Origin of the sequence: Methanosarcina sp. A14, from assembly GCF_001729375.1 — an archaeon.
Classification (GTDB): Archaea; Halobacteriota; Methanosarcinia; order Methanosarcinales; family Methanosarcinaceae; genus Methanosarcina; species Methanosarcina barkeri.
On the sequence record NZ_LZPK01000374.1, the window covers coordinates 1 to 26,110 of the forward strand.

General features: G+C 38.4%; 20 protein-coding genes and 3 tRNA genes. 10 read left to right on the forward strand and 13 right to left on the reverse strand.

What is annotated here, in order from left to right:
* Nucleotides 1-706: 706 nt before the first annotated feature.
* The 3 genes from A9239_RS19785 to A9239_RS16605 all read right to left on the reverse strand — a co-directional run bounded on the left by A9239_RS19785 (nucleotide 707) and on the right by A9239_RS16605 (nucleotide 1,933).
* A complete protein-coding gene (locus A9239_RS19785) occupies nucleotides 707-862 on the reverse strand; it encodes a hypothetical protein (protein ID WP_176722179.1) in 156 nt (51 codons plus the stop codon).
* 76 nt (nucleotides 863-938) lie between these two features.
* Nucleotides 939-1,559 carry a nucleoside deaminase gene (locus A9239_RS16600; protein ID WP_230669031.1) on the reverse strand — a complete coding sequence of 207 codons (621 nt, stop codon included), beginning with the start codon at nucleotides 1,557-1,559 and terminating at the stop codon, nucleotides 939-941.
* A 302-nt stretch (nucleotides 1,560-1,861) separates the two neighbouring features.
* Nucleotides 1,862-1,933, reverse strand: a tRNA-Ala gene (locus tag A9239_RS16605).
* Nucleotides 1,934-2,156: 223 nt separating this feature from the next.
* Here A9239_RS16605 and A9239_RS16610 point away from each other — a divergent pair.
* Together A9239_RS16610 and A9239_RS16615 are read left to right on the forward strand one after the other, a co-directional pair.
* Nucleotides 2,157-2,233, forward strand: a tRNA-Ile gene (locus tag A9239_RS16610).
* 61 nt (nucleotides 2,234-2,294) lie between these two features.
* A tRNA-Ile gene (locus A9239_RS16615) sits at nucleotides 2,295-2,371 on the forward strand.
* Nucleotides 2,372-2,785: 414 nt separating this feature from the next.
* Here the strand turns inward: A9239_RS16615 and A9239_RS16620 are convergent.
* Entirely contained in the window at nucleotides 2,786-3,199 is a 414-nt protein-coding gene (locus A9239_RS16620) for a transcriptional regulator (protein WP_141706498.1), read from the reverse strand.
* Nucleotides 3,200-4,404: 1,205 nt separating this feature from the next.
* Complete coding sequence (locus A9239_RS16625; protein ID WP_048119709.1) at nucleotides 4,405-4,806, reverse strand: transcriptional regulator; 402 nt, start codon at nucleotides 4,804-4,806, stop codon at nucleotides 4,405-4,407.
* Nucleotides 4,807-5,377: 571 nt separating this feature from the next.
* Here A9239_RS16625 and hdrA point away from each other — a divergent pair.
* Genes hdrA through hdrB form a run of 3 tightly spaced genes read left to right on the forward strand, consistent with a single transcriptional unit; the run spans nucleotide 5,378 to nucleotide 9,391 of the window.
* The gene (gene hdrA / locus A9239_RS16630) at nucleotides 5,378-7,786 is read left to right on the forward strand and encodes a ferredoxin:CoB-CoM heterodisulfide reductase subunit HdrA (protein WP_052712681.1); all 2,409 of its coding nucleotides are present in this window, start codon (nucleotides 5,378-5,380) and stop codon (nucleotides 7,784-7,786) included.
* Complete coding sequence (gene hdrC, locus A9239_RS16635; RefSeq protein WP_048154605.1) at nucleotides 7,783-8,493, forward strand: ferredoxin:CoB-CoM heterodisulfide reductase subunit HdrC; 711 nt, start codon at nucleotides 7,783-7,785, stop codon at nucleotides 8,491-8,493. The genes hdrA and hdrC overlap by 4 nt, the downstream gene beginning before the upstream one ends.
* Nucleotides 8,447-9,391 carry a ferredoxin:CoB-CoM heterodisulfide reductase subunit HdrB gene (gene hdrB / locus A9239_RS16640; protein WP_048119712.1) on the forward strand — a complete coding sequence of 315 codons (945 nt, stop codon included), beginning with the start codon at nucleotides 8,447-8,449 and terminating at the stop codon, nucleotides 9,389-9,391. The genes hdrC and hdrB overlap by 47 nt, the downstream gene beginning before the upstream one ends.
* Nucleotides 9,392-9,502: 111 nt before the next feature.
* On the opposite strand, the gene A9239_RS16645 is transcribed toward hdrB, so the two are convergent.
* The 3 genes from A9239_RS16645 to A9239_RS16655 form a co-directional block, all read right to left on the reverse strand.
* On the reverse strand, nucleotides 9,503-10,126 hold the full coding sequence (locus A9239_RS16645) for a DUF4352 domain-containing protein (RefSeq protein WP_052712680.1): 624 nt from the start codon (nucleotides 10,124-10,126) through the stop codon (nucleotides 9,503-9,505).
* 615 nt (nucleotides 10,127-10,741) lie between these two features.
* On the reverse strand, nucleotides 10,742-11,152 hold the full coding sequence (locus tag A9239_RS16650; RefSeq protein ID WP_048119714.1) for a pyridoxamine 5'-phosphate oxidase family protein: 411 nt from the start codon (nucleotides 11,150-11,152) through the stop codon (nucleotides 10,742-10,744).
* Nucleotides 11,153-11,837: 685 nt separating this feature from the next.
* The gene (locus A9239_RS16655; protein ID WP_011306942.1) at nucleotides 11,838-12,257 is read right to left on the reverse strand and encodes a pyridoxamine 5'-phosphate oxidase family protein; all 420 of its coding nucleotides are present in this window, start codon (nucleotides 12,255-12,257) and stop codon (nucleotides 11,838-11,840) included.
* A 274-nt stretch (nucleotides 12,258-12,531) separates the two neighbouring features.
* On the opposite strand from A9239_RS16655, the gene A9239_RS16660 reads away from it, so the two are divergent.
* The 4 genes from A9239_RS16660 to hacA all read left to right on the forward strand — a co-directional run bounded on the left by A9239_RS16660 (nucleotide 12,532) and on the right by hacA (nucleotide 17,997).
* Nucleotides 12,532-13,362 (forward strand): metal-dependent hydrolase, encoded by an 831-nt coding sequence (locus A9239_RS16660; protein ID WP_048154602.1) that lies wholly within the window; start codon nucleotides 12,532-12,534, stop codon nucleotides 13,360-13,362.
* A gap of 90 nt (nucleotides 13,363-13,452) precedes the next feature.
* A complete protein-coding gene (locus tag A9239_RS16665; RefSeq protein WP_048154600.1) occupies nucleotides 13,453-13,944 on the forward strand; it encodes a nitroreductase family protein in 492 nt (163 codons plus the stop codon).
* A gap of 419 nt (nucleotides 13,945-14,363) precedes the next feature.
* The gene (locus A9239_RS18640) at nucleotides 14,364-16,550 is read left to right on the forward strand and encodes a PAS domain S-box protein (protein WP_080962255.1); all 2,187 of its coding nucleotides are present in this window, start codon (nucleotides 14,364-14,366) and stop codon (nucleotides 16,548-16,550) included.
* A gap of 208 nt (nucleotides 16,551-16,758) precedes the next feature.
* Entirely contained in the window at nucleotides 16,759-17,997 is a 1,239-nt protein-coding gene (hacA, locus tag A9239_RS16675) for a homoaconitase large subunit (RefSeq protein ID WP_238985672.1), read from the forward strand.
* 390 nt (nucleotides 17,998-18,387) lie between these two features.
* On the opposite strand, the gene A9239_RS20995 is transcribed toward hacA, so the two are convergent.
* On the reverse strand, nucleotides 18,388-19,086 hold the full coding sequence (locus tag A9239_RS20995; protein WP_048119719.1) for a hypothetical protein: 699 nt from the start codon (nucleotides 19,084-19,086) through the stop codon (nucleotides 18,388-18,390).
* 163 nt (nucleotides 19,087-19,249) lie between these two features.
* The gene (locus A9239_RS16685; RefSeq protein WP_230629267.1) at nucleotides 19,250-20,299 is read right to left on the reverse strand and encodes a S1 family peptidase; all 1,050 of its coding nucleotides are present in this window, start codon (nucleotides 20,297-20,299) and stop codon (nucleotides 19,250-19,252) included.
* Nucleotides 20,300-21,091: 792 nt separating this feature from the next.
* Here A9239_RS16685 and A9239_RS16690 point away from each other — a divergent pair.
* Complete coding sequence (locus tag A9239_RS16690) at nucleotides 21,092-21,271, forward strand: hypothetical protein (protein WP_011306944.1); 180 nt, start codon at nucleotides 21,092-21,094, stop codon at nucleotides 21,269-21,271.
* Between the two features lie 247 nt (nucleotides 21,272-21,518).
* Here A9239_RS16690 and A9239_RS16695 read toward each other — a convergent pair whose 3' ends face one another.
* From A9239_RS16695 to A9239_RS16705, 3 genes are all read right to left on the reverse strand, one after another.
* Nucleotides 21,519-22,373 carry a hypothetical protein gene (locus tag A9239_RS16695; protein ID WP_141706499.1) on the reverse strand — a complete coding sequence of 285 codons (855 nt, stop codon included), beginning with the start codon at nucleotides 22,371-22,373 and terminating at the stop codon, nucleotides 21,519-21,521.
* Nucleotides 22,374-22,679: 306 nt separating this feature from the next.
* A complete protein-coding gene (flaJ, locus tag A9239_RS16700) occupies nucleotides 22,680-24,245 on the reverse strand; it encodes an archaellar assembly protein FlaJ (protein WP_230669029.1) in 1,566 nt (521 codons plus the stop codon).
* The gene (locus A9239_RS16705) at nucleotides 24,242-26,056 is read right to left on the reverse strand and encodes a type II/IV secretion system ATPase subunit (RefSeq protein ID WP_048119723.1); all 1,815 of its coding nucleotides are present in this window, start codon (nucleotides 26,054-26,056) and stop codon (nucleotides 24,242-24,244) included. Before A9239_RS16705 ends, flaJ begins: the two co-directional genes overlap by 4 nt.
* Nucleotides 26,057-26,110 lie beyond the last annotated feature (54 nt).

The following is a 26,110-nucleotide window of genomic DNA, read 5'->3' on the forward strand; positions in this document are numbered from 1 at the left end:
TTCTAATTTGAGAGCCTCCTATTCCTTCGAAATCAGGAATTATCAAGGTTGGAAAAAATACGCTCGAACCCACGTACAATGACCAAAGCTATCACATACCATTAAGTGATTGTTAAGGTATATTCTGAAAAATCAAATTACGGGCGGCTACACCACCATAAACAGGCTGTCTGACAATTACAGATAGTAATAAAAAAGTGCTAAAAAGGAAGCAAATAAAGCATTTAAATCAAAAAAGGAATTTAAGAAGGAATTCTTTTATTACCGAAAGTAATTGTCGGACAGCCTTTAAAGAATGGAGTATTCATGATCCTCTGCGCTCCCGTTGTAATAAACATCAAATAGGTAACTGTAGGTGACCAATTTTTGGATGAGCACGTTAACCATGGAAACTGAGTAAATAAAATTATATTTCATCGTTACTTTTTTATATAGTAATGTACATAATATTAATTGGTTCATGAGGGAGCAATCTGTAAATTGGAGTAAATTCAGGACAGCTTGAAATTTGATCCCGTAATAGACTTCATTGCGCGTATCTGTAAAATGAAGCAAATTCAGGACAGCTTCAAAACTGATCCCGTAATAGACTTCATTAACGCGTATCCGTAAAATGAAGAAAATTCAGGACAACTTCAAAACTGATCCCGTAATAGACTTCATTTGTGCAGGTCAAACCTTGTGAACCACCTTACAACCAACTTTTTTACCCAACATTCAAGCCCAAGATACTTTTCTCATCTTTTACTGTTTCTCCCTCTGCCATTTCCACTTTATTCTTTTCTTCCGTCTTTGCCGGGCTGTAATCGCTAAAACCTTTAGAGCATATAGTCGGATCTAAAACTGCTGTCTCCAAGGGCAAATATCGAGCCATTTAAAGACGGTTCAAGACATGAAAAAATATTGGTATTGACCAGGATTATTTGGACTGTTTGACTTTATAAAGTCGATTGAGTGGCTTTGCAAACGGCAGCCAGGCCTTTCCAATCTTCCATGTCAAGCTCCGGTTTTTCAGCCCGATATTTTGCATACAATGCTATTCCCCACGGAGTCTTCAAGGATATAGACTTTGACACCCTTCTCGCAAAGCATCTGTTCATTACCCAAGGCACTTCATTACCCAAGGCACTTGTAACATCACCGACGACCACACGGTCGAATTGGCGCATATATATTAACGTGGCACAAACGTCACAGGGACTAAGCATTGTGAAAATCGTGGTATTACTGAAGTCCTGTCGTCCTGCATCGCGTATTGCTGACGTTTCACCGTGGTTGTAAGGGTCACCATCCTGCACAAGCGTATCGTGTCCTTTCCCAACAATCCGACGCGTATTGTTATCGATGATAACGCCACCGATGAGGCATCCACCTTCGTCATAGCTTTTTTGCGTAAGTAAAACTGCTATACGCATAATATTTTGGTCTCTCAGTTTAACAAAAAATTTATCTTCAACTATCGCAGGAAGACTTTTTGTGGGCAAATGAGCGATGACATTAAGCACTTCTTCCGTAACAGGCGTGTCCTGTGTAATGAAGTGTTTCATAAACTCTTTCAAATCACTTAGTATAACAGAATTTCAGATATATTGGAAGCAATTTAACATCTTCTTTAGACAAAACCTTTGTTTTCAGCGCCAGGTCAAGATTCAGAAATCAAGATTCATAAAATATGTTTAGTTAGGCTCGTATATAACTAACAGTATATTATTTTGAAGCTTTAAAGCTAACATTGCTCATTCCCAAGTTGTAGGAATGATTTGAATTTTGAGATAAACTCAAAGGTGCTTTAAAATCAGCCTTTATACAACAAGATATAGTATAAAAAAGAGTATTAATCAGAACTATTAAAGTTTTTAAGTGGACCGGTCGGGAATTGAACCCGAGGCCTCTACCATGCCAAGGTAGCGATCTTCCCCTGATCTACCGGCCCATTTCAGGCTTTGCTTCATCAGCATCCCTCATACACTCAATATCTTATATAAAGCTGTCGCTATATAGGCTCGACGTCTTGCAAATAAATTATTGAAGCTTAGAAATTAAAGAGCTTCAAGCAAAAGTTATAAGTAGTAAATTGAGTATTAGAAGTGTTGTCGGATTGGGAAGCTTTCCTGAAAAGCCTTTCTACTTCGGTGATTTTAAAAAACCTGATATTTGGGCCCGTAGCTTAGCCTGGTGGAGCGCACGGCTGATAACCGTGAGGTCCTGCGTTCGAATCGCAGCGGGCCCACCACAATATGATAATCCTTTCTCAGGAGAATTTTCAGGTATTATAATTTTATTTACTTTCGATCGGGCCCGTAGCTTAGCTTGGTGGAGCGCACGGCTGATAACCGTGAGGTCCTGCGTTCGAATCGCAGCGGGCCCACCAAATATTTTTTTGGACATTATTCTATTTTGAACTTTTGTTGAGACTTTTGGAGCTTTTCATTATATTTTTGGAGTTTTTCATCATATTTTTGGAGCTTTTCATCATATTTTTGGAGCTTTCCCGCTTTAGAAGAATAAACTCGAAAGAAACAATTTCAGAAAAACCAATAAACTTAGAAAGACGATAAACTTAACAAAACTAAACTTAGAAAACTGATAAACTTAGAATAAGAGTGAACTCCGAAAAAACATAAACTGAGAAAAAACAATCTCCTAAAAAGTAAATTAAAGATATTACATAAAACAGGAGATTTTATAAATGCCCTTTAAATGAATATCTTTATTGAGTGTTCATGTAATGAAAAAATTAATCGTCAGGGAAAATTTAGATTGGGGCAAATCCCCATGAATAGTTTCAGGCAATGTGCTTCAGGCGTTCAATATTTTTGAACACGATTTTGCTTTCGGCTACAATATCTTCTTCGATCTTGCTAACAATATAGTCCATTGGGACTGTAAGCCTGTATAACTTTACCGGTCTGCCTTTACCCTTTGATTTCTTTTCTTCCCGGATGTCAATCCAGTTATTTTCGCGGAGATACCGCATTGCAACACTGACTTCAGGTTGTCTCAAGCCTGATACCATTTCAATGTTCTGGGACGAGATCTCATTTCCTTTTGCAAGGCATGCAAGCGTAAAAGCAATTGGTCTACTAACGTTAATTCTTCTAAATAGTTCTATCATTTCATGTTCGTCTGGTCCCATAGCTACCGGGATCTCTTTTTTTGTGTTAGATATATCCATAACTGGACCACTTTTATCTACCATTTAATCACCCAAAGAACTATTATATAGTAGATTAATATAAATATTTGCTTATGTTTTTTTTAATATATATTAATTGATAATAATTAATAGAGTGTTTGAAACGTTCACTCATATAAAAAGTGACCAGATGATAGTGTTTTTCGTTTTCGACACCGATTACTAATTCTTGTCTTTTTATTCATAGAACTTTAAAGTTATCTAAAAACTTTAAAAGTATCTAAAAATTTAGGAGTCTGGTTCTCTTCCATCTCAATCAGGATTCTCTTATAAAATATGGTATTTTTTAATTCTGACTTTCTTTTATGACCAAACGTTGGTATCCTCTAAAATTCAATGGAGAATATTCCAACTTGAGAAATACACAACAATTTTACCATATAGTTGTAAAGTTGAATGCATCACTTAAAGTTGTTTTACTTGAAGTTGTTTTTTGTGCATTGTTAAATTTTTAAATTTTTAGAAATACATGAAATTTACTTTTCCCCATACAATTTGAAGAGAATACAAACTTTGTTACAAACTTAGTATTAATTTTGACTTTTTAAAAACCCAGGTTTTGCTTCAAACTCAACTTTTGTTGAACTCAAGTTTTTTAAATTTATAAAAGTGTAAAAAGAATTTGTAGGACATTTTTATACTAAAAATTGCTAAAGCTTACTAGATGCCCTCTTTACCTCTATTGAGATGTTTCTTCCTCGTATCCATTATATACTATATTTTCTAAAATTTATACAGTTGAACTGAGAAAATCAATAATCTGGACCTATAACTTTATAAATTACAAGTTTAACTGGAGAGTCTATTTGCTTAATTTTGTACTTCAAGCGCGAAATCCTGATTTAATATCCGAAAAATTGCTGTTCCTTTGTCGTTTTTGAAGTTTAGATTCAAGTGGAAAACCAGATATCAAAAGAACCGAAAAGAGACTGACTGAGAAAAGGCATTGCAAAAATGGAAAAAGAAGATCATAAGAAGAAAAAATGGTATTACAAGTATTGAGAAAAGATAAACTAATTACGAAAAAGAGCTAAACTTTCCTCAACTATCCTACCTTTATAATGCACTTAACAGATAAGAAATAGAATCCGGGTTATAACAGATAAGAAGTAGAATCCGGGTTATAAAACCCAGACGTTAGAATTAAGAATTAAGTTTTCTGAGAATTTATGAAAAAAGTTTGTGATATTTCTGCTCTAAAATTGATTTCAGGAAAGGCTCTTGAGGCGTTCTATATTCTGAAGCACGGCCTTACTTTCAGCCATTACGTCTTCTTCTATTGAATTGATAATCGTTTCCATCCGAACCGTCAGTTTATACAATTTAACCGGTCTGCCTTTGCCCTGATTCTTCTTTTCTTCCCGCATATCTACCCAGTCATTTTCACGGAGATAGCGCATTGCGATACTAACTTCTGGCTGTCTCAAGCCTGATACCATTTCGATGCGTTGGGAAGAAATTTCCTCTCCTTTAGAAAGGCATGCAAGGGTGAGAGCAACTGGTCTATTAATATTAAGCCTTCTTAAAAGCTCCACCATCTCGTATTCAATCTCTCCCATCTTAAATTCGTTGTCCTTTGATGTAAACCCATTATCTGCCACAACTATCATCTACCAATTATACCGAAAGAGCAGAATGTGACTGCTTCCGATATTATTTTCCCATCCAGTATTTCAGATCAATAGAAACATATTATTTTAGATTTGTTATATTTTCAGCATATTTTATTGCTTTTATTAAATATATTTCTATTTATATGAGTTTCTGATCTGTGGGAGTATCTCACAAAATCTGTTTTTCTCTGTTGATTTAAATAATAATACTTTCTCCATATATATAATTATGCGCCTATAAAAACTTTTAGACAATTTTACATATTATTTTTTTGGAGGCAGAAGGCTCAGAATTTATAGACTGAAGAACAATCTATACTCCCAGAGTTCTGCAAGCCTCCCTTTACAGCCTCCCTGTATATATAGAATAAACGCATTTTGATTGTAATTCCATTTGCTAAGGAAATTGAATTATAGTATGAACAAAGCAAAAGAAAATTCAAAGTTCACTTTTTTAATTAAAAATTATCCGTATTTTGCAATAATTACAGGTGCTCTGTCCTAATTGGGTTAGTTATGTAAGTATTCCGGCAAGTCTTAAATATGAATCCCTGAAAGATTTAATATAATGAACGCTGCCCTGGACAAAACCGCTGTATTTATCTGCCATTGCAGTGGGAACATTTCCGAACGTATTGATATTAATACACTTAAGAAAACCCTTAAGGCAGAAGGGATCCCGGTCTTCGATTATGAGTATCTCTGTTCAAGAGAAGGACAGACCCTTATTAAAAATAAAATTTCTGAAGGGAACCTCGACCGGATAGTAATAGGTTCGTGCACGCCTTCCAAACACGGCACTCTTTTTAAAAAGTGTATCCAGGAAGCAGGCTTGAACCGGGCAATGCTTGAAATAGCAAATCTCAGGGAACACTGTGCCTGGGTGCATCCGGACAAAGCCGGAGCGACTGAGAAAGCCCTCTCACTTCTTCAGGGAAAACTCAACCGCCTGAAAAATGATGAACCCCTTGAAGAAATAAAAGTAAATATCGTTCCGCAGGCCCTCGTTATTGGCGGAGGAATTGCAGGAATAACTGCGGCAATTAACCTTGCAGACAACGGAATTTCCACCTACCTGGTCGAGAAAGACACCAGTATCGGTGGGAATATGGCAAAAATAGGCAAAGTTTTTTCTCCTGACAAACTTGCGGAAGAGTGCGCTATGTGCTCGCTAAGCCCGCTGATGAATGAAGTAATAGCTAACCCGAAAATAACCCTTCTAACCTGGACTGAGGTAGAAAGCTTAAGCGGAAGTGCTGGCAACTTCACAGTAAAGCTAAGGAAAAAACCGAGATACGTACACGATAACTGTACAGGCTGTGGCCGATGCAGCCGCGTCTGCCCTGTCCTGGTTGAAAATGAGTTCAACTGTGGGTACATGGACAAAAAGGCAATCTCCCTGCGTTTCTCCCAGTCCGTCCCGAAAATTTACTGCATAGATCCTGACTACTGCCTGCAGTTCAAGGGCGAAACATGCGGAAAATGCGCAGAGGCCTGTAAATCCGGAGCTATTGACTTCTCACAGAAGGAAGAGATTATAGAGCTCAATGTAGGTGCAGTTATTGTTGCTACCGGGTTTGAGGAGTATAACGCATCCCAGAAACCCCAGTACGGGTATGGAATTTTCAAAAACGTTATGACCCAGATGGAACTTGCCAGAATGCTCGGGATCAATGGCCCTACAAAAGGAACACTGGTCAGGCCTTCGGACTTCAGCCTGAACCCTGATGCTGTCAGCTCAACAGGCACCTGTGGTAGTAAAAGTTCCTTAGAAAATTCCTCTGAGAATAGTCCAGGAATCCCTAAAAGGATAGTTATGATCCAGTGTGTGGGCTCAAGGGACGAAAAAGAAAGTGGAAACCGCTATTGTTCCAGGTACTGCTGCATGGCAGCTTTAAAGCACTCGAACTTGATAATGAAAAAATATCCGGGTACTGAGGTCACGATCTGTTATGTCGATTTGCGAGCTCTTGGTTTTTACGAAAACTACTATCGGGCAGTCCAGGATATGGGAGTTAGATTTGTAAGGGGAAGACCTGCCGAAATTATCGAGAAGCCGGATAAAAGCCTTCTTGTCAGACTCGAAGATACCCTTAACCAGAAAATAACAGAACTGCCTGCTGATCTCGTTGTACTCTCTGCGGCTATGGTCCCTTCAAAGGGAACCCGAAAAATTGCCAGCATACTGAATATTAGCCAGAATGAAAGCGGTTTTATCAAAGAAAGGCACTCGAAATTGAGGCCTGTAGACAGCTCACTGGACGGGATCTTTGTCTGTGGCACTGCCCAGAGCCCTAAGGATGTTACGGATACTATTTCCCAGGCAGGACTTGCAGCTGTAAGAGCAAGGGCCTTTATTGCCGACAGCCCCAAAGCCCTTGTAAACGAAATTCCGATTATCAATCAGCTTCTCTGTAATCAGTGTAAGGAATGTCTCAAGTGCCCGTTCGAGGCTTTTTCTTTGAATGAGAATGGAAAGATTATCGTAGACCCGCTTGTCTGTACTGGGTGCGGATACTGTACTGAACTCTGTCAGAATGGAGCTATTCAGATTGAAGGCTTTACAAAAAGCCAGCTAAAAGCCGAAGTTGAAGGGGTAGTCGAAGAAGGAGATCTGATTGGCTTTGTAAACAGCGGGATCGCGTCCTTAACCTGTGATAATATAGGAAATAGTGCACTGACCTATCCGTCAAATGTCAAGTTAATCAAAGTGCCCACAAACCTCGTGGTTGATAAATACCTGTTACTTTATGCCTTCAAACGCGGAGCATCGGCTGTCCTTTTCGTGGAGGACCCTCCAGATAGCCCAAAAGCTGAGATTATATATCCTTTAACTGTCAGCCATTTTGAGAAACTGAAGAAAGAACTTGGAGATTCAGGAAACCGGCTCTATTTCAAAAAAGCTTATGTTCCAAACACAAGAGGGCTTGCAAGCACTTTTACCAACCTTGCCCAGGAAGGAGAGATGATCAAATGATTTCACATGTAAACGAATACGATACCCCGGAATGTAAAACCCTTGCAGAAACCGCAAAGAAAAGCATCCGGACACCTGCCTCTCTGGGGCTTGACCGTTGCATTCAGTGCGGAGCCTGCACGGCCTCCTGTCCTGCAGCCCGCTTTACAGACTACAGCCCGCGCCAGATTGTAAAAAAAGTACTGGAAAACGACCGTAGTGTACTTGAGTCCGAAATGATCTGGTCCTGTTTCTACTGTTATTCCTGTAACCTGCGTTGTCCCAGAAATAATAGCCCTGTAACAATTGTACAGGTGCTCAGGCAGATGGCCATCAACGAGGGTATAGGAGTTGAAAAGCTTGCCTACTTCCTTGAGATCGGAGAATATCTTGCAGAAAACGGAGCTAGCAAGATACCGGGTCCTGGAGCTAAGAATATGGAGAGAGACCTCGGGGAACGCTGGATCAGTTTTAAAAAGAACCTTGAGTCAATTCGTGATGAACTGGGGCTGAGTTCAAAGGATATCAGGAACACACATGGGGAAGTTCAGACCATTCTTGAAGCCACAGGCTATTTTGAAAGGGAAAAATGGATCAAGGCAAAAATACAGGAAAAACTTTTGCATCAACTCCTGGAGAACCAGTACATCAAGAGAGAAAATAGAAGCGGAGATTTCGGCTTTGAAAACGATAGAAGATATCCCGGACAGCCAGCTTTTATTATTTAAGAGCTGCATGGTCGAGCAGGAGTACCCAGGGGTGGAAACCTCCACTTGTTATGTCTTTGACAGGCTTGGAATAGACTACTGTATAAACAATGAGCAGTCCTGCTGCACAGGAATAGGCCATTATACTGATATATTTGAAGGACTGACAACAGCAGCCATTGCAGCCCGAAACTTTGCAGTTGCAAGAAGATGTGGGTATCCCAATATAACCTGCCTCTGTTCAACCTGTTATGCCGTAAATAAGGAAGCCTGTGAAACCCTGAATACCAACACCGAGGTCCGGGAAAAAGTGAACTCTATCTTCCGGGAAAAGGGCCTTGAAAACCTTGTTTACGAAAAAGACGACATGAACCCGAGGACAAACATCTACCATGCAGTAGAGATTCTTTTAAGCAAGGTCGATAAAATCCAGGAGCAGAAAAAATTCGATTTATCAGGAATCAAAACTGCAGCCCATCATGCTTGCCATTACTATAAAGTTCAGTATCTCGATGTCCTCGGAAACCCTGAAAACCCCCAGTTGATAGATAACATAGCCGCAGCCTGCGGAGCCGAGCCTGTACGCTGGTACGAAGACCGGACTCTTACCTGCGGGATGGGCTTTTCCCAGCTTCACCTTAACAAAAACACCTCGCTTCAGGTGACAAAGGCAAAACTCGACAGCCTTCAAAGAGCAGGTGTGGAGCTTATGCTTCATATGTGCCCGAATTGCCAGATCCAGTACGACCGCTACCAGCCTGTTATCGAAAAAGAGTTTGGCGTAAAATATGACATGGTGCACATGAACATTGCCCAGTTCGTAGCCCTTTCAATGGGTGCTGACCCTTACAAGGTGTGCGGCTTTCAGACTCACTCTGTGCCTCTTGAAGGGTTTCTGGAAAAGAATGGGATAATCTAAAAATCTGAGATAATCCCATTCTAAAATTTGAGTCGGTATTCTTCTTTATTTAGATTGACTTTTTAATTTTTCATTTTTGATAGAAGAAAAATTGCCATAACGGCAAAATCATTATTGAATTATTCCAAGTGAAATATAAGCAGTATTTTCGTCAAACATGTTTGGTTGGAAGCTGAGAATCGCTTCTTTGCCAGTTGGAACTGTATATGCAATCCATCCTTCTTTTGTTGCCCCTGGCATAACATCACCGCTATCAAACTTAATGTAATCATTTGGTAATACTACCCAACTCTCTGTACATTCGACACCATCGCAAAAAACCTTAAACTCGGTACTACCAAGATTTTCCGGCCCCTCTCCTTTAGTATAAGTCACTTTCGTTTTCACTAACAGATATTCATACCCAGAGGCAGGATTCTCATTGAACTCATTTTCGTTCTTTACAATGTAGTTTGCCTTCTCTCCTCTTTGGACCTCGGTAACCGAAACTTCATAAGATTGCCCGGTAGCTTCAATAACTACAGTTTCTCCTGTTGTCGCGGGGTTGTTGAAACTTCCCTTCACTGATGCTGTCTGCTCTGACTGAGTAACCTGATCTTGTGAAGCATTGTCTTCTATGTTTTCATCAGTTTTAACATCCTGCACTCCATTACCGGCTGTATCGGATGCACAGCCAGCGGCCACCACAGTAGCCAGTGAAATTATCAAAATTGAAAAAATTGTTATTTTCTTCATAGGTATACCTCATAAAAAAATATTAATATATTATATTTCAACTTATCCATTTTGTTGTACAATTATTTCAGTCGAATACCCCGCTAGCTTTCTGCGGGGATGGAAAACTTCCCCGGTAACCGTTGATGATAAATAATTTCTCAATTTCATCTTTGGTTATTAACTTCTGCTCAAACTAAATTGTTTAGGGTTATTATTTCCTTTAATGGAATTTGGAGCAGTGGTGCGAACATACCCCATTGCTTGTAGCAGGGTGCGCCAGCGTAACTTTGATTATTTTTTTGAATTTTTGTAGATAAACTTGATTAAACTATTTAACCTACTTTCGGCATATCGACATAAAAATCCATTCAATTTTTCTATTGATATCGTTTTTTTCAGAACTTTTAAAATTCAATTTAAATCAAAAATTATTAACGGTTACCCATAACATAAATAATATATATTTATAATAAAAGAGAGAAATGACAAATTGAATTAGATATGCAGTCTGCATGATACTGATTTAGAACTGAACCTACAAAAAATAATAATTAAAAATATTTAAATGTTGGGGTGTGCTTGCTGCCGAATGTAAATTTTATTATTTATTCTGATTTCCACAACTTTGAATACTCAGATCGATTTCTCCCAGCCCTGTCCCATATCAACGAGAGGTCTCAGCTCAATGATCTCGAAGGTAACCGTTGCATACATCATCTGCGCAACCTCCTCCCCGGCCATTTTTGCGATATGGCTTTTAATCGTATCAAGCATTTCCCCCGATGTTGCAGATTCCTTCATCTTCATATAAACCCTGATACCTTTCCATTCCGTATCTTGTTCCATTATCATGTATATCGCGTAAGGGTTTTCCTGAAGGTTTGAAAACGTACGGTTCTTACCTGTTGCAATTACAACGGTCTTTTCATCGATCATATTGGGTGAGCCGAAAATAGCCGAATCTACCATTCCATCTTTACTCGCTGTGCTGAGAACTCCAATTCTCGGTTGCTTGTTAAAGTAGTCTATCAATTTTGACGTCATATCTAAACCTCCTCTAATAGCCCGTTTTAGCACTCTTTCCTTTAAGAGTTGAGTTTGCGAAGCTGCTTGGTCACAAAATATTGTCATGAAAAATATAATTAATCAGCAGACTGTAACAATAATCATCTTAATTATGTTTAAAACTTTTTATTTTGCCAATCTGTACTCCAGGAAGAACTTAGATAATCTATAAATGAGAATATGACTAAAATCCATGAATAATAAGCCAAAAGCATTCAATAAAAACAAATTTATAAAATATAAAAGAAAAGAATATAATATAGATTTCTTTTATGTTGATTGTGGTTCCAGTTGTTAAAGCAAATGTTACTCAGGAGTAAAGAATGAAAGGCATTGAATACAAAACGAGTCCTTCTACCTGACATGAGTATTTTCAATTGTTCTCAAGCACATGATGGATGCCGGTTCCTGATCATCATAAACTGGGGTATCAGGAGTTCAGGCGGGAACCGCTGGGCAGCAAAGTTGAACTTGTATATGTCGAAAAGATAGTGATTGGAAAAAAAGAAAAATATCGGATATAAAAATTCTTGATTATTAATAGCCATTCGAACCGTAGTAGTGGCATAATATATCTATTTACAGCCTGTGTATCACCACAACTTTGACTTTGATTTCATATTTGACTTTGATTTTCTATTTTGGTTTCCATGACTTTGATAACTCAGATTGATTTCTCCCAGCCCTGTCCCATATCAACGAGAGGCCTCAGCTCAATAATCTCGAAGGTGGCAGTTGCGTATATCATCTTTGCCGCTTCCTCGCCGGCCATTTTTGCTATCTGGCTTTTGATCATATCAAGCATCTCCCCCGACGTTGCAGATTCCTTCAATTTCAGATAAACCCTGATCCCTTTCCATGCCATAATATCTGCTCCCGGTTCCATTATCAGGAACATTGCATAAGGATTTTCCTGAAGGTTTGAAAACGTGCGGTTCTTACCAGTTGCAACTACAACGGTCTTTTCATCGATCATCTGAGGTGAGCCGAAAACAGCCGAATCTACCTTTCCGTCTTTACTTGCTGTGCTGAGAACCCCAATTCTCGGTTGCTTGTTAAAGTAGTCCATCAATTTTGACGTCATATTAAATCCCCTATAATAAACTTATTTTCTCGCCCTTCTCCTGAAAAATTGAATTAGAAAGCAGCTTTATCCTGAAATATTCCAGGAAAAGAACTTTATTAGATATGCAAGCTGCGATAAATATGAGTCGTAAATATGCTTAAAACTTCGCCTGAAGAATGAGAATTCCATTCTGAATTCACTGGGGGATTTTTCTATCTCTGAATATTCATTTGAGATTTTTTGAATATTATATAAAATAAATTAATATAGATTCAGACCTGTATTTTTTTATATGTTGGGGAAAGATCACGTTTCTATAACACTTGGAACAGTATTTCCATTTACGATTCCCCTGATATTTTCAGAGAATTCTCACCCTGTATACGCCTTCTGTTTACTTGCGTCTACTGTCATAGGCTCGCTGATACCTGATGCAGACAGTGACGAAAAGCCCAAGTTACACTATGATTTCAAAATAATTTATGATATTATGGTTCCTCTTCATAAGCTGATAGTTTTTTCTTTCAGTTTCTTTAACTTAAAAGAAAAGATGAATCTTCAATACGTTGTAGAGGAACAGCATAGAGGCATAATGCATTCGCCGATAGGAGTATTCATAAGCTCCTTTGTACTCACTTTGTTGACAGCAATAATAGGCTGTTTTATTTTCCATGGAATAAATGCTACTCTTATAGGTTTCTTATTTTTAGGTTTGATATCTGGTCAATTTTTACATTTACTCGAAGATTCCTGTACGATTTCAGGGATCAATTGGTTATTTCCATTTGGGACCTGTGAGTTAAAAGGTAGTATTTACACAGGTAACAAAATAGAAGGAAAGAAGGATATCAGGCTTTTTTTGTACAGAGTTTCCCTATTGTTTGCCTCTGCAATACTGTTGATCCTTTATTCACTGGAAGCTATAGATGTAAACGGATCGGGTATTTATCTCCTTATTTTTGCAGTTGTTGCTTTGATATGGGGTTTGATATTTCTTACCGCAAAGACCGATAACGATAATCTATGGATACAGGATGCTAAAAAGGTACGGGAATTAGAGAGAGCAGTAGATAGAGTTGGGAAGCAAGATGATGTAAGAAAAAGAAGAAATATTGGGAAGTAACTATTTAGATAGTCTTTACAAGGCTACCTAAATAGTTACAGTGATATTATAGAAATAACCAATTACCTTCTAACCGCAGGTGAAACTAACATGGGTGTATTTGACATAATCAAGGATAGGAGAAGCATAAGGACTTACAAAGACGAGCGAATACCGAAGGATAAGCTTGAGAAACTGCTTGAGGCTGCAAGGCTTGCGCCATCGGCTGCAAACAGGCAGAACTGGAAATTTATTGTTGTCGAAAATGAGGAAGTAAAAAAACAGCTTGTTGCTGCTTGCAATAATCAGCCATTCGTGGGTACCGCCTCAAGCATCATTGCAGGCATTGGAGATCCCTCCCAAAAATGGCACCAGGTCGACCTTGCCATCGCCCTTGAACACATTGTCCTGGAGGCTGTCGAGCTAGGACTGGGCACCTGCTGGATTGGCGCTTTCGACGAAGACGAAGTCAAAAAACTACTCAAGATTCCTCAGGACAAAAAAGTTGTAGCTTTACTGACCGTGGGAATCCCAGCCGAATCGCCCGCTGCCAGGCCAAGGAAATCTCTTGAAGAAATAGTAGCTTATGACGAGTATAAATAAAGGCTTATACCTTTTTTCTCTTTTCTGGTTTTTATTAAATTTTAAAAGAAGAATGGAATTTTGGCTTTAGAGCAATTGTAAATAATTTTTAATTTAATGAAAATTATTTCTACTACCTTTTCATTTACTTTAATATATGAATTGCCAACTCCTTCTAAAACAGATCTGAATTGGTACACTTATTCCTTGTATTGTAGAAAACTGACGTTGTTTGCTTATATGCTAATTGCGTTTATCGAAGCGGTAAATAATCAACTTCAAGGAGTTCTCGTAACAATTATTATCTTAATGCAGAGTCGAGTTGAATGTATAATATTTAAACAATATTATATATTTATATAGTTGCAGTGGACACTTAATGTAAACGAATCATCGACAGTAGGCATATAACCGTCATAGAGAGGAGCCTGAAGGGGAATATGAATACAAAAATTGAAAAACTTCTAGCAAATAATCCGAATCCTATGCTTAGTGTCTATAAGGATGGTACTGTTCTTTACTCAAATGAATCTAGTGAACCCTTATTGCAGGAGTGGGGCACGAAAATCGGAGAAAAACTGCCGTCTTCTATCGAAGATTTAGTGCTAAAAACAATTTCTAGGAATAGTCCGGAAACAAAGGACGTCAGAGTGGGAAAAAGAGTATACCGGATCAATATTCACCCTTTACCGGAAGAAGAATGCATCAATATTTATGGATTTGACATAAGTAACCATGCGAGCCTTGAAGAAAAACTGTTGGAATGTGAGAGAAAGTACCGCAGCATCATAGAGACAACAAACGAAGGTATCTGGATTACCGACACTGAAGAAGTTACGACTTTTGTTACTCAAAAAATGGCTGAAATGCTCGGGTACACAACAGAAGAAATGATAGGGAAATCAGCCTTTGACTTTGTCGATAAAGATGACATGGAAAGTTCGCGTATCAGAACAAAATCCCAACATGAAGGCATCAAAGAAAAAGGGTACGAAATGAAGTTCTGCCGCAAGGATGGCAGTATTGTCTGGTCGCTTGTGAGCTCTACGCCTCTCCTTGATGCAGAGGGAAAACATACCGGTAACATGAGCATGTGTTCTGACATTACTCAGTGTAAAAAGGCTGAAAAAGAGCTTAAAAGAACAAATGAGGAACTGGAGAAGTGGAACCAAGAAACAATAAATGAACGCCAACGTCTTTATAACGTGCTGGATACGCTGCCGGCAATGATAATCCTGTTAACATCTGACTATCATGTCGCTTTTGCCAACCGCAGATTCCGCAAAAGATTCGGGGACCCTGGTGGCCGACACTGCTATGAATATTATTTTGGATTCACTAGGCCTTGTAAATTCTGCGAATCACATAAAGTACTTGAAACCGGTCAACCTCATCAGTGGGAGGTAAGCGGTCCGGACGGAAGTGTTTATGATGCCTATAATTTACCGTTCACTGACGTTGACGGTTCTCCTATGATCCTTGAGATGGACATTGATGTCACCGAGCAAAAAAAAGCAGAAGAAAGACTTCAAGAAAGTGAGGAGAGATACCGCAACATTGTAGAGACAGCAAACGAAGGCATAAGCATAATTGATGCGGAAGAAAGAATTACTTTTGTCAATAAGCAGGTTGAAGATATGTTTGGTTACAGTTCAGAAGAACTCATTGGCAGGTTGATGTGGGACTTTCTCAGTGATGAAAGTAAAGCCGTCATCAAGCATGTTTTTAGCAAAAAAGGAGAAAACATCAATGAGAGCCTTGAGATTAAATTTATACGTAAAAATGGCTACCCTCTATGGACGCATACTAATTCCAAATCTATTTTTGATAAAAATGGTAAGTTTTTGGGAACTCTAAACCTTCATACTGACATAACCAAGCGAAAGGAAGTTGAAGAAGCTCTCAGAAATTTTGAGATTGCCCGTAAGAAAGAAATCCATCACAGAATCAAAAATAATCTTCAGGTAATCTCATCACTACTGGACCTTCAAGCTGAAAAGTTCAGAAACAGAAAGATTATTAATGAATCGGAAGTACTGGAAGCCTTCAGAGAGAGCCAGGACCGCGTGAAATCAATGGCTCTTATCCATGAAGAACTATATAAAGGTGAAGAGCTCGATAAACTTAACTTTTCGCTGTACATCAAGGAACTTGCTGATGCTCTATTCGTGACCTACAAAATCGGTAATGCTGATGTCAGCTTAAATATGGATCTGGAAGAGAACATATTACTTGACATGGACACAGCAATTCCATTAGGAATAATTGTCAATGAGCTTGTTTCCAATTCCCTGAAGTATGCATTCCCTGACAGAGAAAACGGAGAAATCCAAATCAAGTTCCATAAAAACGGAGAAAATGGAAGCATCATAGAAAAAAGTAAAAATGAAGAATATAAAAGTACCAGTTTCATATTGACAATTTCTGATAACGGTGTTGGTATTTCTGAAGACCTTGATATAAAAGAACTTGATAGTCTGGGGCTTCAGCTTGTAACTTTCCTTGTCGACCAGTTAGACGGAGAACTTGAACTGAAAAAGAGCAATGGGACAGAGTTCATTATCAGGTTCACTGTAGTAGAAAAGAATAATCATGCATCGGCATCAGCGCCACATTTAATTAAATAAAGATTATTTTATTTTGCTTTGTAGAATACCTATCTAACCAGTTTCAAGAGGCTGAAAGATTTAGTATAATTTATATTTGTAATATTGGGATTCTATTCTTAATATGTAAGATATGTACAGTTATTTCTGTATAGTTAGTTCAGGAATCTGAATATCTTATACCTCATTATCACTTGATTATCAAATAGGAGACTTACTTTTGGGAACAATTAGTGAAAAAATTTTTTCCCGGGCAGCGGGAGCAGAGGCAAAAGCAAACGATTTTGTCCTTGCAGATATTGATTATGCAATGGCGCATGACGGCACCTCCGTACTTGCAGTTAATGCTTTTAAAGAAATGGAAATGAAGAAGGTCTGGGACCCCTCAAGGATTGTAATCCCTTTCGACCACATCGCGCCTGCAAATAATGAGACATCAGCTACTTTGCAAAAAGAAATAAGGGAATGGGTAAAAGAGCAAGGAATTCCGAATTTTTATGAGCTTGGAGAAGGAATCTGTCATCAGGTACTTCCCGAAAATGGATTTGCACTGCCTGGAAAACTGCTTGTGGGTGCTGATTCGCATTCCTGCACCTATGGGGCTTTCGGAGCTTTTGCCACAGGCGTGGGAGCTACCGATATGGCTGAAATTTTTGCCACAGGTAAGCTCTGGTTTAAGGTGCCTGAGAGTTTCAGGTTCACGGTTGAAGGAAGGCTTGGAAAAGGGGTTTATGCAAAAGACCTGACCCTTTACCTTATCGGAAAGACCGGAATTGACGGTGCCACCTATAAGGCTGCAGAGTTTTACGGACAGGCCATCTCCGAATTATCGGTTTCCGGCAGAATGACACTCTGCAACATGGCAATCGAAATGGGAGCAAAAACCGGAATTGTGCCACCGGATGAGAAAACCTTTAACTTCCTGAAAAATCGGGCAGCTGCTCCTTATGAGCCGGTTTATGCCGATCAGGACGCAGTCTATGTAAAAGAACCCGTTTACTCTGCTGAAGATATCGAGCCTCAGGTAGCCTGCCCGCATCAGGTTGACAACGTGAAACCTGTGGGAGAAGTTGAAGGTACCCACATAGACCAGGTTTTCATAGGGACGTGCACAAATGGCAGACTTGAAGACCTCGAGGTCGCAGCAGCAATCCTTAAAGGAAAAAAGGTTGCAGTCAGAACTATTGTAATTCCTGCATCCCGCACGACCCTACTTGCAGCAATTGAGAACGGAACGATGGAAACTCTACTCAAAGCAGGCATCACGCTTGCAACCCCTGGCTGCGGACCCTGTCTTGGCGCCCATCAGGGAGTGCTCGGGGAAGGAGAAGTCTGCCTTTCAACCGCAAACCGAAACTTTAAGGGCAGGATGGGAAAAGGCGGTTTTATCTACCTGGCATCCCCTGCAACCGCAGCAGCCTCGGCACTGGCAGGAGAAATTACTGATCCAAGGACAGTTCAAATCTGAGAACAAATATTATATGTGAGCGTTCAGGCAGAATAGTTCGAAACCTGATCCTTAACTTTCAGGATTTTAAACTATGTTACTTATCAAATTACATATCATTGATAATTTTTTACCTATTCGCTCTTTTAATATATTTTGATACTGTCAAGTTGGCAGGTGTTAAGGAATTTTCCCAGCTACAGTCGAGCCTATAGAGTGTCTAACACCCATCAACTTGACAGTACTCCGGCCTTGATATTTGGAATAGTTCTATAATATTGATACATTTTCTGGAATATTTTAACTTTTGTTCATTATCCATACATTTACGTGCTTATTCTGAGATTTTTTGCAACGGAACCCGAAAAGATGGTGTACAAATATGTACACATCAGAAAAGCACTATACCACTTACTTTATCCTAAACTTCCAACCACCGTATAGACAAATCAAGCTTCCCAATAGCCCAAAACCTGGGACAGAATTATTTTTATTAGGTTTATTTTCACCTGATTTATCAATGTTTGAACTGTTTTCGTTATTGAGCTTAGGATTATTATTAATTGAATTATTGAGTTCTACAGCATTTTTTTCTTCAGATGTCGATGAATTTACTGTTTCAATAGTTGGTACAGCTTCACCTACTACTGGCACCGCTAGATCTCCATGCACAAACACAAGTGGGATTTCCTTAATTCCCATTTTGCTTGCTTTTGAATCCGAGATCTTATATATTTCATCCATCAAAGACTTTTCAATTGTTTCATTAACCGCTACTTCAAGAACACCATTAATGCTGTAACCATATCTTGTAACAGGGCCATTTGGATACATATACTTTGACATTTCCGCATCGGTTCCGGTATATACTTCGTCAAGTTTGTTAAGCCACTGTTTTCTTTCCTCCAAACTTCCAAAAGAAGGTATTTTTCCATAAGCAGCAATAAAATTTGAATTGTTTTTCAGTTCATCAAGAGTTTCCGGACCAAAACTAAGTGTTATATTTTCCGTAACATCATCTCCATTTTGAGAACAAGAACCTAAATCACAGTTCCACAGAATAGTTACCAATACGACACATAGTGCAATATTTAATATCTTTAAACACATTTAGCTTCCCCATTCCATATTATAACAAGAGATATTGAACTTAAAAATAAAGAAAGAGTCAGTATAGCTCATCTTTGAATAAGCAAGTTATATAATATTCACGTTTATTTTATCGTAGCATTTCAAAGGCGAGCTGTACTGAACAAATTTTTTGGTTACACATTTATGCTGTTAGAGGATATACATGTAAATCATTATGTACTCCAGAAACTGGTGAAAACACTGAAGACGAGAAGCCAGTTGATGTATGTGTTCCAATACCTCCCCAGTGAATTCCTACAATCTTAACACCATTAGTTACATAAACATATACAGGAGCACCACTATCCCCATAATCGCATCTGTATCCTACAAGATATTGATTAGATAAAGTTTTTCCAAGGCCATTATTATATACACTAGTTTTGTCAGTAATAGTACCCGCTGTTCTTCCTGTTGCTATGCCTGATTTATAAACATACTGTCCAACACTGGGATCCCCATACGATTTTACAGTTTTTGTAACATCAGTATCATGATCATATATTTTTGCATTGACATTAGAATATGTTACCCACGAGGCATCGGCTGCATAGTTACTATACGTAGTTACGCTTCCTACTAAATTTGCACTTGATGCCGTTGGTTGATATATACTACTTCCAATAGATGGTGCAGCATGCTCAGCAACAACAAAACCTTTAGTTCCACTACTGGTCTTTGCAGCGAAACCAAGGGTTGATGTTCCATAATCTGTAACTATTTTTATGCCTCCAATTAAGGGTCTCCATGAGCTAGAACGACTAGTTGGTACTATAAGGTCTCCATATACAAATACTACTGGAGTATCCTTTATTCCAATTTCTTGTCCGTAACTAGAAAATAGATTATTAATTTCATTTTCTTTAGCTTTATCTAATTTTTGTCCTTTTTTGATTGTCACTTTTAGAACACCGTCAATGTTATAACCATAAGCAATAACAGAGCCATTTGGATAGAAATACTTTGATATTTCCTTGTCATAATTTTTATCAGCTTTAGTATATATTGTATCTAGATTAGAAAGCCACTGTCTTTTCTCATCAGAAGTTGTAAAATTGGGTATACTTCCATAAGCAGAAATAAAATCTGGATTACTTTTCAGTTCATCAAGAGTCCACGGCCCAAAAGTTAATTCCGTAGTCGCGTTTAGCTCATTAGGTGCATTCTCCTGTGCACTTAACAGCTGACACAAAAGCAATGCTCATTAGCAAGATTGCTGCAAAGATTACACTTGTTTTAACCTTATTTTTAATCATTTCATTACTCCCAGTAATTTTATATATAGGAGACAAAATAAAGCGAGCTTAAATAAACGCACAGCTAACTTAATTATGCCTCTTTAAGTGTACTTTATGGAGCTCACCTGAACTTGGAAAATACTTTCAAACTCCATAAATAACCTTAGTTTAATTGCAAATAAATTTAACGAGCTATATGCCAAAAATAATAATTTTCATCTATATGTTAAGTCTATAAAAATTCCTGTTTTATAATTTAGAGACATCGACCAAAATCATAATATATGATAAAAGACGCCGCAAGACACTTGATTTTTTATAAAAAAGAAAAAGTCCAAATGTATTTATTTATCAATAAATTTTTGTGGAATAATACCCTACAATTTAGCTATGCAATAGCATTTTCTCATAGATTTAATTATTATTACACAAGATAGATGTAATTTAGTGATGTGGAATAATTTTAAGGTTCATTTTTATTAGTTCAGTCGACAAATTTTTAAGAGAAAAATTAATTTTGGGGTACTGTTAAGTTGACGGATGTTAAGGAATTTTCCCAGCTACAGTCGAGCCTATAGAATGTCTAACACCCATCAACTTGACAGTACCTTTATTTTCTATCTTTTCAAGAAATCGTTAAAAAAAATCTAATTATATCCAGCGGGCATTTATACCATGAATCGTATATATTTTGAACAGGAGGGAAAACTATTACTGAAGAACTTAGTCACGATAACCTTTCACATTTGATTGAGCACTGGATTGAACATAACGAAAGCCACATTGAGAGTTTCAAAGAATGGGCCCAGAGAGCCAAAAAAGATGGTTTTCTTGAAGCTTCCGAGGATATCCTTGAAGCTGCCAGTAAAATGGAGGAAGCAAATAAACACCTTAATAAAGCAAAAGAAGGACTTTTCCATCAGTGAAAAAAACAAGAGCAAACTCTTAAGAACTTCCTTCTAAAGCTGTATCTTAAGAACTTCCTTCTAAAGCTGTATCTTAAGAACTATTCTTTAAGAGCTCTGTGGCAGGATTTTCGTGTGGCGGGATTTCCGTCACTATTTTTGTTTTTCCTGGCATAAAAATGCTTTCAAGTGCTTTCAGGTACTATTATTTGTTTATGCCCCCAATTCGAAGAGTTTCCTGCTCGTTTTTTATATAATAATCAGACTTTCAGGACCCTGCTTCGGTAAGGAGGCCCTTTACTTCTTTTAAATCTACGATGAGTTCAGAAACACTTGATTCCCCAATATACTTCATGAAATTTTGCTCTTCCTCAGAGCACAGTTCCTCACTTTCCAGCAACTCCTGAATCAGGCTATTTCCAAAAATGCTAGGGGCAGGGTTTTCACTTTCAGTTTTTCTCATTTCAGGAGTTTTATCTTCTTCTTTTTTATTATTTTCTAAGACAAGCCTTGTATTTTCTCCTTTTTCATTATCTTCTAAAGCCACCTCGACAGTTTCTGGTTTGTCTGTATTTTCCAGAAAAGCAATTTCTCCAGCTTTTTTTCTCATATCATCGAAATCGGCTTTTTCATCACCTTTCACATCATTTTTTTCACCGGCAGAATTTGCTTCTTCTTTAACCCCTATCTCTGTTATATTGGCCTCTTCGATTTCGCCGGTTTCTTTTGATTTAAAAAATTTATCAGATTCTTCAACTTTTTTACCAGTTTGGCTATCTATCCTCTCTGAGATTCCGGTATCTTCTTTTTGCAAAGTATCAGTTTCAACTTCAAGAGATCTGGATACTTCGTGATGCATATTTCTGCGAAGCGGGGGAAAGATTTCCTTTCTCCAGGGAAACTCAGATATTTCGTCCCTTTTTTCGTCTTTGGTTTCTTGAAGCCGACCAGTCCGGGACTCAAGTTCTTTCTTTTCAATTTGGGATTCGAGTTCTTTCTTTTCAACCCGGGATTCGAGTTCTTTCTTTTCGATCCGGGATTCGAGATCTTCCTTTTCCCTAAACAATGTTCGGATTTTGATTTCAACCTCCTTTTTACTTTTTATCAAATCCCCCAGTTCCATATCATCTCGGCCCCCAGGCTTAGGTATCAAATGCTTTAATTCGTTAACTTTTAGAAATTTGAATCCATTGATCTTTAGATTTTTTAGCCCTTTAATTTTCAAGTTATTTAATGCATCCATTCTGTTACCTCCCACCAACCCTGAATTTTTCTTTATAGCTCTTCTAGTTAATTTACATTTAGTTAAAATTTACATTTAGTTAAAATTTGCATTCAATTAAAATTTGCATTCAATTAAAATTCACATTTAATTAAAATTTATATTTAATTATAATATACATTTAGTTAATATACATTTTTCAATTTATCACATCTGAAACGTAAATACCCCTGATACAACCGGCGGTACAAGAATCATGCAGAGCCCGGAAATTCCTGACATCAAACCTCCGTAAAAAAAGAGCTTACAGTTTCCTCCACCCTCGACAATTTTTACTACAAGAGTATTTGAAATTGTTAGAATAAGCACCACGGAAAGAGTAAATGTGTAAAGCAAAGGTATACTTTCAGTAGCATTAAACATGCTCATCCCCATTCCGGAAGCACCTCCCTGAATCGAAGAATATGACTCATTCATTCCAGAAACGAGCCCGCTAAATTTGGAAATTATTTCTATTATAAAGATTAGAAGCCCGATCATAACAGCATGGAGAGTTATGGCAAGGCCGCGAAAACCTGAACTGACAAGCTGCCTTTTCATCCTGAGAAGTACGATAGCAAGACTTGAGGATGAGACTATCTCTCCTATTTCGGCAGGATCTCCTCCAAGCTCAACTGCATCCGTAAAGATCCTTGAGCACCGGTTGATCAGTTCGGAACCTGTTTCTCCTATGAATTTCTCCCAGCAAAGCTTCGACTTGAGTCCCAAGGAAAGTCCTGCATGTAATTCCTCAACCTCAGGCCTGAGACCACCTATAGTTTCTTTATCAAGGTCCTCCATTGCACTTCGAATAGTAATTCCTGTCGTTCCGGCAAGCGTGCCCAGAGTCTTGACAAATGCAGGAAAACTACTGTCCCTTTCATTGATATTTCGGTCATCTATCATTGCAAAGAAGCCTATTGGAAGCGTAAAGAAAGTTATTGCAAGCAAAGTATACTGGAGCTTCGTACCAATTAAAATGAGAGCAGCAACCGAAATTGCTCCCAGTGGAAGCAAAATCCGGCTCAAAAACCTGATAATTTCCTGTTCCTTTGATCGCCTGCTCAGGGTATGAAGTTTCTTTTCAGCAGGAGCGGCCTTATATATGATAAAAAGCGCAATCCCACAGATAAAAACAGTTAGTAATACAACAAGAAAAGCGATCGTTCCTATATTTGTTATATTATAGATCATAACTGAAACAAGAATTATAGTAACAACAAGAGTTACGGACACCATCAGAGCAGTATATCCATCGGTCCATTTTTTCAGGGATTCGATACTTCTTTCATATTCATTAGAAAATATTTCTTCCCTTGTTATTTTTTCTTGCTTCAGAAAGTTTTTTTCCGGTTCTCCAGAAGAAAGAATATTTGACATTCGTCCAAAAAGCTTAGAAATATACTCATCCTGCAATCGCTGGGAGATATATTTGCAGGCTTTTGCATATGCATAGCCCCACTTTGAGGCAAGGGTATGGATCTGCCTGAAATATTTTGAAGCTTCATACTCTTTCTGAGAGCCCGCATAATCAAAGATTCTATCTCTTTCAATATCCGCAGTTGAAATTGCTGCCATATAAGTGAGAAGAAAGAGCATATCATCATTGACTCTTTCAACAACCTTCGTGCCCTTCAGTTGCCGCGCAAGATTAAAGTAGCCCTCAAACCCATGCATTTCAGCTTCCGCTTTCAGGTAAGCAAGCTTCTCCTCAGGTTTCATGACATTTATCATGATATTAACCCGGCCTCCTCAATCTGGATCAGCGTATTGAACAGATCGTAAAAGTTGGTAATTTTCGCCTGATGGATCTTTTGGAGAATTTTTGCTTTCCTTTCAAGTTCGGAATATATTTTTCGGACCTGGTTTTCCGGAATTCCCAGACGTGGAGCAATCTTTTGCTCTAACAGATATGAATTATTTCTTCCCGTGAATTTGAAAGTATCTGTTGCTGGGTCCCACTTAAATATATCCATAAAATTGAAAGCCTGATTAAAGGAATCATAGCCTACGATTTCGTTTATGCTCAGGACTCTTCTTCCCATACCTTTTCCAGGGATATTTACCGCGCTCTGGATGATAACCACATTCAGGTTATCCACATAGTTTTTAGGAACATTAATCGGGTCTCCTGTCAGCCTCTGAATAAGTTTTTCGACGGATGCGGCATGGAAAGTAGACATAACAGGATGCCCGGTCTGCATAGCCTGAAAAGCAATGCTGCCCTCTACTCCACGGATTTCTCCGATTATAATCTCATTAGGACGCTGGCGAAGAGCAGCCTTTAACAGGTCAAACATTGAGACGTCAGACCCACTATCCTCTCTTGTAGTCCTTGTAACCTCTCTGGTCCAGTTTTTATGTGGAACCTGCAGTTCCGGAGTATCTTCAATAGAAACTATTTTTGACTCCGGGGGAAGAAAAGTAGTTATTGCATTCATCATAGTAGTCTTTCCGGAAGCCGTTTCCCCCGAAATAAAGCAGTTCATCCCTGCCCTCAGCATCATCCACATATATGCAGCTATTATGTAGTCAATTGTCCCAAAATCAATAAGCTCAAGAATAGAAATCGGAGTTCCCATAAATTTCCTTATTGTAAAATTGCTCCCCCTTCTGGATACATCTTCTCCGAACACAATGTTAATCCTTGACCCATCCGGAAGAGCTGTATCGACTATCGGATCTCGATATGTGATTGGCTTTCCGACCTTCTCGGACATCTGTATAATAAAAGAGTTAAGTTCCTCAGTCTCCTGAAACTCAATTGCTGTTTTAAGGGACGAAAATACCTTATGCTCGACGAAAACCCTCCCAAGCCCACTGCAACTTATATCTTCTATATTTGAGTCCAGCAACAGAGGTTCGAGCATTCCCATTCCGATCTTGTCCCTTATCATAAGATATTTGATAGCTTGAAATTCTTCAGGAGTTACCCGGATATTTTCCCATTTATTCATTTTGAAGACTTTACCGGCTTCTTTTAAATTTCCAATCAATCCAAGCCTCAATCTACCATTTTTCTTTCTCTTGACTGTTTTATTCCTCTCAAGATCTTTACTTTTTTGTTCTACACTTTCATTTACGTGTTCTTCTATAATACAAACCTTTTCAAGGGCCCTTTCCAGAAGTCTTTTCTTTTCTTCCAGGTCCTTAGTATCGACATCCCCATCATGTATAACGTCGATAAGCAGCTTTTCTACAGCCTCAAGTGTGCTGTCTATATCCTGAAAAAGGCAGGGTTCTATCGGGATATAGTAATTTCTTATGTCTTCTTTATCGGGATAAATGTGAACAGCAAGTCCTTTTCCAATAGGGTAAATGAGGTTTGGATGTCTGATACTTTTCATAGCTCTTGAGATCTTTAAATGGAACTCCGGGATTTCGACTTGCTCCAGAGGAAGCCTGCATATATAATCAAGGATGTGACTATTCTCTTCCCTGCCAACAAATTCCTGCAATTCAGAAGGAAGTCTTGAACGTACATCTTCTCTGGAGCGCTTTCCATTTACCGGTGCAGGCAGCGGGTTAAAAGGTAGAGCGTCCATTTAAAATCCTCATTCGGGCCTTATTTCTTAAGAGCACTTTTTCCGGATGTTTTT